The following is a 14128-nucleotide window of genomic DNA, read 5'->3' as shown; positions in this document are numbered from 1 at the left end:
GTCTATTCGATAGCGCACCCGCACAACGCGCACGAGGCACCCGCACAACGCGCACGAGGCACGCGCACCGCACGCGCACACGAGGCAGCCGCAGGACTGGACATTCAGGAGCACTATGATTTCTCGCCGCACTTTTTTAAAGGCGACGGCATGTTCGCTGGCCGTAGGTGCCGCGAGCACGGCGGTAACAACGTCGACGGCCAATGCCGCGCCGCTCGTGGGGACCATCATCGATTTTTCGGCCGGGGTGCCTAGCGCAGCGGCGATTAAGGCCGCGGGCCATCTCGGCGCGATCCGATATGTGTCCGAACGTCGCCCTGGCGCGGAGTGGATGCTGGGCAAGCCCGTGACCTTGAAGGAAACCCGCGAAATGGCCTCGCTGGACCTCCAAACGGCGAGCGTATACCAGTTCGGTCGCGCCGAAACCGCCGATTGGAAGGCCGGCGCCGCGGGCGCCCTCGAGCACGCGCCGAAGGCCATCAGCCTGCACTTGGCGGCCGGCGGCCCGACGCAGCGCCCGATCTATGTGGCCATCGACGATAACCCGACCCGCGACGAATACGTCAATCAGATCCGCCCCTACCTGGAGGGCTTCAAGATTGCCCTCGCGGCGGTAAGCCTCCAGCTGGGGATTTACGCCAATTATGGCACCATCGAATGGGCGCTGGCGGACGGGCTCGGGGAGTTTTATTGGCAGCACGATTGGGGTTCGCAAGGCAAGTTGCACCCGCGCGCGCATCTGCACCAGAAGGCCGGCTACCGGGCGCATATCGATGGCATCGAGGTGGACGTGAATAACGTGTACGCGGCGGACTGGGGCCAGTGGTCCCCGGGCAATGCCGCCATTCCGCCGAATACTGACGACGCCCCGAACACCAACAACAATGCGAGCACCGACGCCACCTCAGAAATAATAAGGGCCTTAGGAACCCTTTCCTCCTAATCTAAGGTGATATCCCCCGCCTCCAGCGTGCTGCTGCGAGGCGGGTTGTGTTTCTTGCCCGTGGCCTGCCGCTGCGCCTGTTCCGCGCTTGCCGCCCGGAATTCCTGATCCTCGGCCCGCGCCACAGCCTCCAAACACTCATTCGATTCGACCGGTGCGGAGCGGGGGGAGGGAATTGCTTGGGCCACGATCGGAAACACCAGGACGGTGAGCGCCCCGGCAGCCACGAGGATGGACGCAAGCGCGGCGTCGATAAGCTCCCTACTCAGCGCAATCTCGGTGACGGCAACAATAATCGGCAGGCCAGTCGCAGCGTACAACGCCAATTGTGCCTGCTCGCGCACGTCCGAAATGCCGGAACCGGTGTGCCAAAAACGCTCGGTAAGGAAGATCGGCAGTCCCCGCGCCACCAAAATCACCGCGGCGCAAAACAGCACAATCATGGGCGCGCGCACCACCTCCGCAACCTCGATGGCCATCCCGGAGGTAACAAAAAATACGGGGATGAGCAGGCCATATCCCATGACGTCCAGACGCGCCTCCACGGTTTTGCGGGACCGCGCCGGCACCAGGGCGCGCAAGATCAGCCCGGCGGCGAACGCGCCCAACACCACGTCCAATTCGAACACCGCGGCCATAGCCATAAGCACGGTGAGCAATACAATCACCGCACGCATCACGGTCTGCGCGGTATGGCTCGCCCCGTCGCGCACCGCCGGCCCAATCCACGGCGCAATGGCCGCCACAGTGCGCGGCACGAACGCGATGATCAGCGCGCCGCCCATAAACACCAAGAGGACCACAAGCGTAAGCCAAGTGCTCCGTGTGGAAAGCAGCAGGGCCATGGTAAAAATTGGCCCCAGTTCCCCGACAGCGCCGTGTACGAGCACGCCGCGGCGGACAGCCTGGGAAACGCCCGCCGTCTTGATCACGGGCAGCAGGGTGCCCATCGCCGTCGAAGTCACGGCCACCGCGATCACCACCGCCGCCAGCGTATCGCCCGCGAACATCAATAGCGCCGCACCGAAGGCCAGCACCGCGCTAAACACCCAGGTTGTCGACGCCCATTTCCCCTGGCGTCCGCGCATAGCTTCCGGTTCGATCTCCCACCCGGCCAGCAAAAACAACATGCCCAGGCCGAGTTCGCGCAGCATAGCATTGCTTTCGTCCGCATGCGCGAGGTTCAGCACGTGCGGACCGATAACCACCCCCAGAAACAGCAAAAACACCACCGCTGGGATCTTTTTTCGCACCAGATAGCTCAGCAGTGGTGAGGTTAACGCTGCTATTGATATCCACATCATCGAAATGATGGCATCGGGCGTAACCGAGGCACCAGCAGCGAGAACCAGCGGTTCGGGCATTTATTCCTCCATGAGACCTGCGACCTGTAGCTCCACCAAGTCCGTGAGGTCCTCCGCCGTGCCCGATACGGCTACCGCGACCACGAAGTTCTCGCCATATGAGACGGACGAGTGCAGGGTGAGGTCGTTGGACCAGCCCCACTTTGTGCCGATCACGCCGGGCAGCGTGGACGTGCCAAAGTTTTGCTCATACCCGTCTGCGGCGATCTTGTCGGATTCCTTCATGGCCCGCAGAATGGGATCGTTGCGGTTTTTGCGCAATTTCTGGGAGACGAAAGACACCACATCATAGGTGGAAGTGACACTATACCCCCAAGTATCCCGGGAACGGGTAGAAGCCAGCCCGTATTCCTTGGCGACAATATCTATGCACTCAGGATACTTTTCGAACATTTCTTCAGCAATCTCGTCATTTGAACTGCGGATCATTTCCAGAGCATCTGCGCGATCCTTTAATTCCCCGTGTTCCAACACATATTCGGCGATGTACAACTTAATTAGGCTCAGCGCGGGGCGGGCAAAACGCTCGGTGGCCGTGCCGGTATGAAAACCATTGTCAAGCCGCAGGATGGTCACCTGGGAGCCGGTTTGGTTCTCCACAAAGGTATCGGTGTCCGCGGACATAAAGGATCCTTGCTCGCCCTGTGAAAAACCGGCACCACTGAGTTCCGCTTCCTCCAGGGACTGCTGCCCCCCTCCATACATGGCGGCGATCGGCATAGACACGAATGCCACCAAGGCGACGACCACCGGGGCCGCCATCACAGCTCGAGAATTCATGAAAAAAATAATAGCCCCAGCCCCCGCCGCTGGTGCAGCAAAGGGGTGGAGCTGCTACAAATAGGTGCCAGGCTATTCGCCCTAGTGATCGACTGGCGCTTCGACGCCGACGCCGGTCAGCGAGCGGACTTCCATCTCGGCTTGGAGGTCATCCAAATTGTCCGGCTTGCCCAGGAAGGTGCCAATGATGCCGGCGATAAAGGCCGCCGGGATGGACACGATGCCGGGGTTCTGCAGCGGGAAGAACGCGAAGTCCAGGTTCGGGAACATTGCGGTCTTTGCACCGGAAACCGCCGGGGAGAAAATAATCAGCAGCAGGGCCAAGATCAGGCCGGTGTACATAGCCGCGACCGCACCAGTGGTATTGAACCGCTTCCAGTACAGCGAGTACAGGATGGTGGGCAGGTTGGCGGAGGCGGCGATTGCGAAGGCCAGCGCCACCAGGAAGGCCACGTTCTGGCCCATCGCGCCGATGCCCAAGATAATGGACAGCACGCCGATGACCACCACGGTGATGCGGGACACCCGCACCTGCTCCTCTTCCGTGGACTTACCGCCGCGGATAATGGAGTGGTAGATATCGTGCGCCACGGAGGCGGATGCCGTAATGGCCAGGCCCGCGACCACCGCAAGCACGGTGGCGAACGCCACGGCGGAGATGATCGCCATAAAGATCGAGCCACCCAGCTCCAGCGCCAGCAGCGGGGCCGCGGCATTGGCGCCACCCGGTGCGGCTTGGATGCGGTCCGGTCCGACGAATGCGGCGGCGGCGTAGCCGAGCACCAGGGTCATCAGGTAGAACGCGCCGATCAGGATGATCGCCCAGGTCACGGACTTGCGCGCTTCCTTAGCGGTGGGCACGGTGTAGAAGCGCATCAGCACGTGCGGCAAACCGGCGGTGCCCAGCACCAGGGCGAGGCCCAAGGAAAGGAAGTCCAGCTTGGTGGTTTCCGTCTTGCCGTACTTCAGGCCCGGTTCTAGGATCTCGCGGGCATCCTTACCCAGCTCCGCCATGTAGTTCGAGCTGGCGTGCATGTTCACGGCCTGCTCCAACAGCTCGGAGAAGCTGCCCTTGACAAACCACAGGATCATAATGGTCATCACGCCCACGCCGCCCACGAGCAGCACGGCCTTGATCATCTGCACATAGGTGGTGCCCTTCATGCCGCCGAGCAGCACGTACAGGATCATAATGACGCCCACCACGGCGACGACGATCGCCTGCGAGCTCTTATCGTGGATATCCAACAACACGGACACCAGCGAACCCGCACCGGCCATTTGCGCGATCAGGTAGAACAGCGACACGGCGAGGGTGCCAAAGGCCGCCGCGAGGCGAACCGGCTTTTGCTTGAGCCGGAAGGACAGCACATCCGCCATGGTAAACCGGCCGGTATTGCGCAGCGGCTCAGCCACCAGCAACAATGCCACCAGCCAGGCGACGAAGAATCCGATGGAATATAGGAAGCCATCGTAACCGGTCAGCGCGACGGCACCGACGATACCCAGGAAGGATGCGGCGGAAAGGTAGTCACCCGCGATGGCCAGGCCATTTTGGGTGCCGGAGAAGGAGGCGCCACCGGTGTAAAAGTCGGAGGCTTCGGAGGTGGATTTGCCCACGCGCATCACGATCGCCATCGTGACCACAATAAAGGCGACGAACACCGCAATGTTCAGGATCGGGTTACCTGCGGTGGATTCTTGGGCGAGAACAGCAACGTTGGACATTGACTAACCTTCCATCTCAGCGCGGATGGCTGCGGCGCGGGGTTCGATTTGCTTGTTAGCGAACTTGATGTACCACCAGGTGATAATAAAGGTGGTCACGAATTGTGCGAGGCCGAGGAGGATTCCAACGTTGATAGATCCGAAAACCACCTTGCCCATCATGTCGGACATGTATGTTGCCATCAGCACGTATGCGATGTACCACACGAAGAAGGCCGCGCTCATCGGGAAGGTAAAAGAACGGAATGTCTTTTTCAGATCGATGAATTCGGGAGCCTCCTGCATGGCACGGAATTCGGCCGCGGTAGGTTCACGGCGCCCGGCGTGTGCCTGAGGGTTGGCGCTCACTGGTGAATCGCCTCGCTTTCTGGATGGTAGTCAAACAACAGGGGTGAATGCTCACACCGAAGCCGCCGCGCGCACCGAGCGCGCCGTGGATTCGTCACTGCATTCGTTGATGAAGGCCAAGTTACCCAGCTCACATTGCAATATGGAAGTGAAACGTGAACGTCCGACCAATTCACATCGTTGCATTACCCCCGAAATGCCAATTACCAGCATGTAAAGAATTAGCTTATTCACCCCCGCAAGCACACAATCTTCGCAGCTGCAAAGTTTGCGAAGCTAAGTGTGGCACAGTTCACCCGGTTATTAGTGGTGCTCAATAAGATCTGAAGGGTGCAATCACTCGTTCGCATGTGCCAAACACAGCCTCACCTTAGCGCCGCTTCGCATTCCCTACATGCCACCACAACTCAATCACAGCGGCCCCGCATATTCCCAAACAGAGTCCCCTCAGCAGCAGCGCATGATTCCGCGGATCCAACAAGAAAAAGTGCGCCAACCACGGCGACGTGAACAACACCACGTAGAACCCGACCGACACCGCCAGCAGCAGCACCTTCCACCAGGTGTAGGGCCGCGCCACGATACCGAGCACCCACAGCGCCATCACCAGAAGCGCAAGCAATACGGCGGTTCCTGCCTGCGCTTTTAGCTCCGGCGGGGCCGCCGCACCGGGGTAATACCACAGCCACATGCCCGCCGCGCTCAGCCCGATGGTCAACCCGGAAGGGATGGCAAAACGCAGCACCCGCAGCACAAAATTCGGCCGCGCGCGCTCGTAATTCGGCGCCAGCGACAGGATAAAGGCGGGAATGCCGATGGTAAACCAAGCGGTCACGGTCACATGAATCGCTTGAAATGGGAATTTAATTCCCACTATGGCAAAGATGAGCGCCATCACCACCGAATACACTGTTTTAGTGAGGAATAGGTTTGCTACGCGCTCAATGTTTCCGATCACCCGCCGGCCTTCCGCGACCACGTGCGGCAATGTGGCGAAGCGATTATCCAGCACCACCACCTGCGCCACCGATCGCGTCGCGGGGGAACCGCTGCCCATAGACACCCCGATATTCGCATCTTTGAGCGCCAATACATCGTTCACGCCGTCGCCGGTCATCGCCACCGTGTGGCCGTTTTGTTGCAGCGCCTTCACCATATCGCGCTTTTGTTCGGGGGTGACGCGGCCGAACACAGTATGCTCCTCGATCGCCCTGCGGAAGGCATCGGGCTCCGTGGGCAGGTCGCGCGCATCGATCACGGACCCCTCCAAGCCGAGCTCCCGTGCGACCGCGCCTACCGACGCCGCGTTATCCCCCGAAATGACCTTCAGTTCGACGTGTTCGGCACGAAAGAATTCCAGGGTTTCCAATGCGTCATCGCGAATCTTCTGCCGCAAAACCACGAGCGCCGCGGGGGTGCGCTCGGCATCGCACAATACCAATACGCGCAGCCCTTCCGCGGCCAATTGTTCGGCCTGCAGACCATCCGCCTTGCTGACCAGCACATCCGGGGCGCCGAGGAACCATTTGCCCCGCTCGCCGAGGTTTACGGAGGCGAACTTCTTGGCGGAATTAAAGGCTTCAAAGCTGATCACTTCGAACGGTTCGGCGCCCAGCGTGGCGATCGCCTGCAGCGTATCGTTCGGCCGATTCTCCACCACCACGAACGACGCCAAAATGCGCTCCACCGGGGCCTGACCCAGCTTGCGAACCTCCGCCAATTCCATGCGGTTTTCCGTTAGCGTGCCGGTTTTATCCACGCACACCACGTCGACGCGCGCCAGCCCCTCGATCGCGGGCAGCTCATTGACCAGCGCGTTTCGACGCCCCAACCGCACCACGCCGACGCCAAAGGCAATGGAGGTCATCAACACCAGGCCCTCCGGCAGCATGGGAACGAGCGCGGCCACCATGGCAAGGATCGACTCCCGCAAGGGTTCGCCCGTGCGGGTCAGCTGCGTCCAGACGGTAAGCAAACCGGTGGGGATCAGCAGCCACGTGATCAGCCGCAGGATCGAATTGATGCCCGCCTGTAATTGCGAATCGGTGAGCTGGAACTTTCCGGCTTCCGCAATAAGTTTCGCAGCGTAGGCGTCTTCACTAATAGCGGTGGCCTGATAGGTGGCGGTGCCGGCGGAAACGAACGAACCGGACCAGACGGTATCGCCCACATTTTTTAATACGGGTTCGGATTCGCCGGTCAGCATGGACTCATCCACCATCAGGCCTTCGGCGGAGCGAACCACCCCATCCACCACCAGCTGGTCCCCCACCCCGAGCTCAATAAGATCGTCCAACACCAGTTCGTCTCGGACGATCTGTTGCGGCTGCCCATCGCGGATCACCGTGGGCAGCGACTCCCCCAGGATGGTCAATCGATCCAGCGTGCGCTTGGCCCGCAGCTCCTGGATAATGCCAATGGCGGAGTTTGCGATGATCAGCGTACCGAACGCGCTATTGATCCAAGAGCCGAGGGAAAGCACAATAGCAAGCAGCACCCCAAGGATCGCATTGATCCTTGTAAAAACGTTCGTTCGGATAATGGTTCCCACGCTTCGGCCGGTTCGACGGGATTGTCGATTCACCAACCCCGCCGCGACCCGCTCGGCAACTTCTTCGCGGGTCAAGCCCGAAGGTGAGGTGTATGTCATACCCGTCGATTTTAGCGAGACATGCCCCGCCCGCAGGAACCCACTTTGCGCTATTGGCCCTTAAATACCGGAACGCGTTTTTCCGCCCTAGCGGAGCGGGCCTCGGCGGCATCATCGCTGGACCAGCACAGATCGTACAGCTCCTGCTGGATCGGGCGCAGCGCGAAACCGAAGCCTTCATCGTTAAGAACGCCCTTGAGCTGGCGCAATGCCAGCGGCGCATAGCCCGCGATGCGTTGGGCATAACGCATCGCGGCATCGGCATCGCCGCGTTCATTGGCAAAGCCGACGGCCGCCGCGCGATCGGCATCCACGGTCTCGGCTGCCAATAGCACCGAACGCGCGACCGAGCCGCCGAGCATGGATACGGCGCGCCGGATGGTCCAGTTATCCAAGGCGAATCCCAGCTCGGCCGGCGGGACGCGGAACCAGCCATCATCACCCACCACCCTAAGATCGCAAGCCAGTGCGAGCTGGGTGCCGGCGCCTACGGCGGGACCCTGCACATCCGCGATCACGGGCACCGGGCACTCCAAAATACTCCGCAACATGCGTTGCAGGGCACCGTGGAAATCGTCCCCATACACCCCGCCCTTGAGATCCGCGCCCGCGCAAAAGGCGGTGCCCCGGCCGCGAATCAAAACCACCCGGATATCCGGGAATTCCACCGCCTCGATGGCGGCGGCAACCTCGGTGCACACCTTGGTGGTCAGCGAATTGCGATGCGGGTCACGGTCAAAAGTAATGCTCAGGACGTGGCCGTCGCGCTCCAACACGATCATGCGGGAAACTCCAAAGGGTCAGGGCCAACACGGCCGGAATCGAGGGCGGTCAACGCGACCATATCCTCTTGGGTCAAATGGAAATCAAAAATATTGAAATTCTCCGCAATCCGGGCATCATTGCCGGACTTCGGCAACGGCACCAAATCCTGTTGCACATGCCACCGCAAGATCACCTGCGCCGGAGTACGGCGGTGGGCTGCCGCAATACCGGCGACCACCGGGTCGTCGATAAGCGAACCCTGCCCGAGCGGGGACCAGGACTGCGTGACCACGCCCAACTCGCGGTGCAAATTCTGCAGCTCCAACTGGGGAAACCCCGGGTGCAATTCAATCTGGTTTACCGCAGGCACCACGCCGGTCTCGGCAATAATGCGGCGCAACACCTCCGCATAGAAATTGCAAACGCCGATAGATTGCACCGTACCTAAACCTTGAATACGGGCAATGCCCTCAAACGCGCTCACAAATTGATCCTGTTTCGGGCACGGCCAATGCACCAAATAAAGGTCAATATAATCGAGGCCCAGGCGCTGCAACGATTGCTGAAAGGCCACGCCCGGCTCATGCTGCTGGTTATTCCACAGCTTGGTGGTGATAAACAACTCATCGCGAGTCACATCGCCCGCCGCAACCGCGTCGCGCACCGCCTTCCCCACCTCCACCTCGTTGCCGTAAATCGCGGCGGTATCGATATGCCGATAACCCACCTCGATGGCGCGCCGCACCGACGTGTACGCCTGATCCTGCTCTAACTTCCAAGTTCCAAAACCCAATTGCGGCATTTGCGTGCCATCGTTGAGTGTGATTGACGGAATAATCATGCCCCCCATTAAACACGCATCACCCCCGCCGAGCGATAACTCGCTGTGTCACAATCTAGGACACGTTAGATTTTGAATATGACACGCACGAGCGCACACGATCTTATTCAGCAGGTTCTAGACCCGAATTCCTTTGTGAGTTGGGACACCCCACCGGAGTACGGGGACATTTCCGCAGCGTACCGCGACGCCCTCGCCCGGGCCCGGGAAAAGAGCGGGGTGGATGAGGCCGTAATCACCGGCGAAGGCACGGTTGGGGGCACCCGGGTGGCGTTTGTGCTCAGCGAATTCTCGTTTTTGGGGGGATCCATCGGGGCTGCCACGGCACGGCGGATCATCGCCGGCATCCACCGCGCAACGGAGGCGGGGCTACCCCTGCTGATTTCCCCCTCCTCCGGCGGTACCCGCATGCAGGAAGGCACCCCCGCATTCGCACTGATGGTCTCTATTACAACGGCGGTGTATCGGCACAAAGATGCGCACCTGCCATTCCTTGTATATCTGCGCAACCCCACCACCGGCGGCGTGATGGCATCCTGGGGTTCGGCGGGGCACTTCACCTTTGCGGAGCCGGACGCGCTGCTGGGGTTCCTAGGCCCGCGGGTGGTCGAGCTGACCACCGGCGTCCCCATGCCGGACGGAGTGCAAACCGGCGAAAACCTGGCGCGACATGGGGTTATCGATGGCGTGATCTCCCCCAGCCAACTCCGCGAAGCCGTCCTGAAGATCATCGATGTGCTGCTGCCGAGCGATGCGGACGGCGAGCCCGCGGCACCGGCGACGTTGGACGGGGCGCTGAAACGCGACGGCGGGACGTGGGAGGCGATCGAGCGCACCCGCAACCTCAACCGCCCAGGTGTGCGAAACCTCAAAGCGGCGCTGGCCAAACATTGGATCGAATTGTCCGGCACGGGTGAAGGGCGACGCTCCCCCGCCGTCAGCGTGGCATTGACGCGCATCGGGACGCGCCCGGTAGTGCTGATCGGGCAGGACAGGCACCAGCAACCGCCGCATGCCACCACCGAATTGGGGCCCGCCGCGCTGCGTTTCGCCCGCCGCGGAATTCAACTCGCGCACGAACTCCAACTTCCGCTCGTTAGCATCATCGATACCCCCGGCGCGGAACTTTCCCAGGCCGCCGAGGAAAACGGCATGGCCGGCTCCATTGCACGCACCCTCGGCGAGCTTGTCGACGTCGATGTCCCCACCGTCTCCGTGATCCTCGGCCAAGGCTGTGGCGGCGCAGCGCTGGCCATGTTGCCCTCCGACCGGGTGCTCGCCGCGGAAAACGCGTGGCTGTCGCCGCTGCCGCCCGAGGGCGCCTCCGCGATCATCTACCGGGATACCGAGCATGCGGCGCAAATGATGGAGGAGCAAGGCGTGGCCGCCCCGGCGCTTATGCAGGCCGGGATCGTGGACGGACTTATTTCCGAACGCGGCGACGCTTCCGAACACCCGGATGAATTTATCTGCAATGTGATCGCGCATATCAATCACACATTGTGGGAGCTGGAAAACAACCCCCGGCGGGTCGGACGGGAGCAGCGCTTCCGTCACTATGAGGCACTTCCCGTGCGCCTGCTCTAGGGTTTAAGGCATGAACGACCACGATTATGGTGCTCTCACAGATGCTGAGATCTTTGACGCCCACGCGGGCGGCAAACTGACCACCTCCTCCGTCCGGACGTTGGAAACCGTGCGCGACCTCTCCCTGGCCTACACGCCAGGCGTTGCACGCGTGTGCGAAGCCATCGCCGACGATGCATCACTTGTTCGCGAATACACGTGGACCGGCAAAACCGTCGCCATCGTTTCCGACGGCTCCGCCGTGCTCGGCCTGGGCAATATCGGGCCCAAAGCCGCACTGCCAGTCATGGAAGGAAAAGCCCAGCTCTTTGGCCGCTTCGCCGGGCTAAACGCCGTGCCGATCGTCCTGGACACCACCGACGTCGATGAGATCGTCACCGCCGTCACCGCCATCGCCCCGAGCTTCGGCGGGATCAACCTGGAAGACATTTCCGCACCCCGATGCTTTGAGATCGAACGCCGCCTAGACGAGGCCCTGGACATCCCCGTCATGCACGACGATCAGCACGGCACCGCCATCGTGATCCTGGCGGCGCTGCGCAACGCCTGCGCGCTTCTGGAACGCGATCTGAACGACCTGAAGGTGGTAATTTCCGGCGCCGGCGCGGCCGGCATTGCATGCACAAAGATCCTTATCGGCGCCGGTGTGCGCGATATCACTGTGTTAGATTCGCGGGGCATTATCCACCGCGGCCGCACCCCGCTCAACCGCATCAAACGGGAACTGGCGGAGGTGACCAACCCGCGCGGCCTGATCGGCGGCGTGACCGAAGCCTTGGAGGGCGCGGACACGTTTATCGGCCTGTCCCGCGGCCACGTGCGCGAAGCCGAATTGCAGCGGATGGCCGCCGACCCGATCCTGTTCTCCCTGGCAAACCCCGACCCAGAAATCGATCCCGCGCTGGCCGCCAAATACGGTGCCGTCGTTGCCACGGGCCGCAGCGACCTGCCCAACCAGATCAACAACGTCCTCGCCTTCCCCGGGATCTTCCACGGGGCATTGGCCGCGGGGGCCAGCCACATCACCACCGCGATGAAACTGGCCGCCTCCCGCGCCATCGCGGAAATCGCGGCGAAGGATCTCGACGCCGAGCATGTCGTGCCCTCCCCCCTCGACCCGCGCGTAGCCCCCGCCGTCAGCAACGCCGTCCGCGCTGCCGCAAAGATCCACTAACAGATTGTGTAGGCTCCGAGCCGAAATGGGGGTACCCGCCCGGAGCCCCCGTTCCCCCGCGCCCGCCGCGCGCCAGCACGCGGCGTCGATAAGCATCGAAATCGCCGCAGTGCTGAACTGTTTCGGATTAACCTACGTTGACCAGGTCAATCACAAAGACCAGCGTGCGGCCCGACAACGGGTGCCCGCCGCCGGCTGGGCCATAAGCGGCCTCCGGGGGAATGGTCAATTGGCGACGCCCGCCGACCTTCATGCCCGGGATGCCTTCCTGCCAGCCCGCGATCAGGCCATTCAGCGGAAACTCAATGGTCTGGCCGCGATCCCAGGAGGAATCGAACTCTTCGCCGGTTTCAAAGTCCACGCCAACGTAGTGGACCTCCACCATGCCACCCGGCTGAGCTTCGGGGCCATCACCTACGACGATGTCTTGGATAACAAGGTCTTCCGGTGCGGGGCCTGCCTGGACCTCAATCTGGGGTTTTTCCATGAGGGATTACTCCTTCGTTGTGTGTACACGGTCATGCTCTCGGGCAATGTTCCCGACACAGCCAAACGGCTGGAATCGATCACATTGTTCACACGATTATACGTGGGGCGTAATCGACTCCAGCCGTAACGGCGGAATTAGCGCACCTTAGCGCTGGTCGCGCGGGACAAACTCGCGCAAGGTCTCACCGGTGTAAATCTGGCGCGGGCGATAGATCTTGGAGGTCGGATCCTCGATCAGCTCGCGGTACTGGGCGATCCAGCCCGGGAGGCGGCCCATGGCAAACAGCACGGTAAAGAAGTCCGTGGGGAAGCCCATCGCGCGGTAGATCAGGCCGGTGTAGAAGTCCACGTTCGGGTACAGGCGGCGGCTGATGAAGTAATCGTCTGCCAGTGCGATTTCTTCCAGGTTCATGGCCAACTGCAGGGTGTCATCGCCACCCATCTTCTCGATCACCTCGTGCGCGGTCTTCTTAATGATCGCGGCGCGCGGATCGTAGTTCTTGTACACGCGGTGGCCGAAGCCCATGAGGCGAACGCCCGGCTCCTTGTTCTTCACGCGGTTCATAAAGTCGGTGGCATCGCCGCCGTTCGCCTTGATCTCATCCAGCATCTCCAACACGGCCTGGTTCGCGCCGCCGTGCAGCGGGCCGGAAAGGGCGTTGATGCCGGCGGCAACGGCAACAAACATATTGGCCTGGGAGGAAGCCACCATGCGCACGGTGGAGGTGGAACAGTTCTGCTCGTGGTCCGCGTGCAGGATCAGCAGCTGATCCAGAGCCTTGACCAGCAGCGGGTCGACGCTGTAGGGCTCGGTGGGGAAGCCGAACATCATGCGCAGGAAGTTCTCGCGCGCGTTCAGCGAGTTGTCCGGGTACATGTAGGGCTCGCCGTTGCGGGCGCGGTGCGCGTATGCGGCCAGCATCGGAACCTTGGCCATCAGGCGGACGGTTGCCTTCTCCAGGTGCTCCGGATTCAGCGGGTTCAGGGAATCCTGATAGTAGGTGGACAGGATGTTCAAGGACGAGGCGAGCACTGCCATCGGGTGAGCGTTCCGGGGGAAGACGCTGAACTGGGCCTTGAAGTCCTCATCCAGCAGGGTGTGGTGGCGCACTTCATCGTTAAACTTGAGAAGCTGCTCTTGGGTGGGAAGCTCACCCTTAATAAGGAGGTAGGAAACCTCGTTGAAGGTGGCGTGCTCGGCGAGATCTTCAATGGCGTAGCCGCGGTAGCGGAGAATGCCCTTATCACCATCGATGTAGGTGATCTTGGATTCGGTGGAACCGGTGCTCACATAGCCAGGATCGTAGGTGACCAATCCGGTTTCGCTGAGCATCTTGCCAAGGGCGATACCGTCATTACCCTCGGAGGCTTTGAGGATGTCCATCTCAAACTCGCCACCGGGGTAGTGAAGTACAGCCTTATCCTTGTTATCAGTAGCCACTGTTTACCTTTCGAACGT

General features: G+C 61.3%; 12 protein-coding genes. 3 read left to right on the top strand and 9 right to left on the bottom strand.

Annotation, left to right across the window (positions count from 1 at the left end; translation table 11 throughout):
* Positions 1-115 precede the first annotated feature (115 nt).
* Positions 116-943 (top strand): DUF1906 domain-containing protein, encoded by an 828-nt coding sequence (locus CCANI_RS03745; protein WP_146323980.1) that lies wholly within the window; start codon positions 116-118, stop codon positions 941-943.
* Here CCANI_RS03745 and CCANI_RS03740 read toward each other — a convergent pair.
* The 7 genes from CCANI_RS03740 to CCANI_RS03710 all read right to left on the bottom strand — a co-directional run bounded on the left by CCANI_RS03740 (position 940) and on the right by CCANI_RS03710 (position 9419).
* The gene (locus CCANI_RS03740) at positions 940-2307 is read right to left on the bottom strand and encodes a cation:proton antiporter (protein WP_146323981.1); all 1368 of its coding nucleotides are present in this window, start codon (positions 2305-2307) and stop codon (positions 940-942) included. The two genes, CCANI_RS03745 and CCANI_RS03740, sit on opposite strands and share 4 nt — an antisense overlap.
* The gene (locus CCANI_RS03735) at positions 2308-3087 is read right to left on the bottom strand and encodes a hypothetical protein (RefSeq protein WP_146323982.1); all 780 of its coding nucleotides are present in this window, start codon (positions 3085-3087) and stop codon (positions 2308-2310) included.
* 81 nt (positions 3088-3168) lie between these two features.
* Positions 3169-4815, bottom strand: coding sequence for a monocarboxylic acid transporter (locus CCANI_RS03730; protein WP_146323983.1), 1647 nt, complete (start codon positions 4813-4815; stop codon positions 3169-3171).
* Positions 4816-4818: 3 nt separating this feature from the next.
* Positions 4819-5163, bottom strand: coding sequence for a DUF485 domain-containing protein (locus tag CCANI_RS03725; protein ID WP_246118186.1), 345 nt, complete (start codon positions 5161-5163; stop codon positions 4819-4821).
* A gap of 370 nt (positions 5164-5533) precedes the next feature.
* Positions 5534-7813 carry an HAD-IC family P-type ATPase gene (locus CCANI_RS03720; RefSeq protein ID WP_146323984.1) on the bottom strand — a complete coding sequence of 760 codons (2280 nt, stop codon included), beginning with the start codon at positions 7811-7813 and terminating at the stop codon, positions 5534-5536.
* A 50-nt stretch (positions 7814-7863) separates the two neighbouring features.
* A complete protein-coding gene (locus CCANI_RS03715; RefSeq protein WP_146323985.1) occupies positions 7864-8595 on the bottom strand; it encodes an enoyl-CoA hydratase in 732 nt (243 codons plus the stop codon).
* The gene (locus CCANI_RS03710; RefSeq protein WP_246118187.1) at positions 8592-9419 is read right to left on the bottom strand and encodes an aldo/keto reductase; all 828 of its coding nucleotides are present in this window, start codon (positions 9417-9419) and stop codon (positions 8592-8594) included. The genes CCANI_RS03715 and CCANI_RS03710 overlap by 4 nt, the downstream gene beginning before the upstream one ends.
* Before the next feature lie 78 nt (positions 9420-9497).
* Here CCANI_RS03710 and CCANI_RS03705 point away from each other — a divergent pair, with 78 nt between their 5' ends.
* Positions 9498-11006, top strand: a complete 1509-nt coding sequence (locus tag CCANI_RS03705; protein WP_146323987.1) for a carboxyl transferase domain-containing protein — start codon at positions 9498-9500, stop codon at positions 11004-11006.
* A 10-nt stretch (positions 11007-11016) separates the two neighbouring features.
* Entirely contained in the window at positions 11017-12180 is a 1164-nt protein-coding gene (locus tag CCANI_RS03700; RefSeq protein ID WP_146323988.1) for an NAD(P)-dependent malic enzyme, read from the top strand.
* 127 nt (positions 12181-12307) lie between these two features.
* Here CCANI_RS03700 and fkpA read toward each other — a convergent pair whose 3' ends face one another.
* Both fkpA and CCANI_RS03690 read right to left on the bottom strand, forming a co-directional pair.
* The gene (fkpA, locus tag CCANI_RS03695; protein ID WP_146323989.1) at positions 12308-12667 is read right to left on the bottom strand and encodes an FKBP-type peptidyl-prolyl cis-trans isomerase FkpA; all 360 of its coding nucleotides are present in this window, start codon (positions 12665-12667) and stop codon (positions 12308-12310) included.
* A 147-nt stretch (positions 12668-12814) separates the two neighbouring features.
* Positions 12815-14110, bottom strand: a complete 1296-nt coding sequence (locus CCANI_RS03690) for a citrate synthase (RefSeq protein WP_146323990.1) — start codon at positions 14108-14110, stop codon at positions 12815-12817.
* Positions 14111-14128 lie beyond the last annotated feature (18 nt).

The organism is Corynebacterium canis (assembly GCF_030408595.1).
Classification (GTDB): Bacteria; Actinomycetota; Actinomycetes; order Mycobacteriales; family Mycobacteriaceae; genus Corynebacterium; species Corynebacterium canis.
This window is presented reverse-complemented; position numbering and strand designations above follow the sequence as displayed.

Excerpts from the sequence above, each read along its gene's own strand:
- CCANI_RS03745 (WP_146323980.1), top strand. The coding sequence starts at position 116 with ATGATTTCTCGCCGCACTTTTTTAAAGGCGACGGCATGTTCGCTGGCC.
- CCANI_RS03740 (WP_146323981.1), bottom strand. The coding sequence starts at position 2,307 with ATGCCCGAACCGCTGGTTCTCGCTGCTGGTGCCTCGGTTACGCCCGAT.
- CCANI_RS03735 (WP_146323982.1), bottom strand. The coding sequence starts at position 3,087 with ATGAATTCTCGAGCTGTGATGGCGGCCCCGGTGGTCGTCGCCTTGGTG.
- CCANI_RS03730 (WP_146323983.1), bottom strand. The coding sequence starts at position 4,815 with ATGTCCAACGTTGCTGTTCTCGCCCAAGAATCCACCGCAGGTAACCCG.
- CCANI_RS03720 (WP_146323984.1), bottom strand. The coding sequence starts at position 7,813 with ATGACATACACCTCACCTTCGGGCTTGACCCGCGAAGAAGTTGCCGAG.
- CCANI_RS03715 (WP_146323985.1), bottom strand. The coding sequence starts at position 8,595 with ATGATCGTGTTGGAGCGCGACGGCCACGTCCTGAGCATTACTTTTGAC.
- CCANI_RS03710 (WP_246118187.1), bottom strand. The coding sequence starts at position 9,419 with ATGATTATTCCGTCAATCACACTCAACGATGGCACGCAAATGCCGCAA.
- CCANI_RS03705 (WP_146323987.1), top strand. The coding sequence starts at position 9,498 with ATGACACGCACGAGCGCACACGATCTTATTCAGCAGGTTCTAGACCCG.
- CCANI_RS03700 (WP_146323988.1), top strand. The coding sequence starts at position 11,017 with ATGAACGACCACGATTATGGTGCTCTCACAGATGCTGAGATCTTTGAC.
- fkpA (WP_146323989.1), bottom strand. The coding sequence starts at position 12,667 with ATGGAAAAACCCCAGATTGAGGTCCAGGCAGGCCCCGCACCGGAAGAC.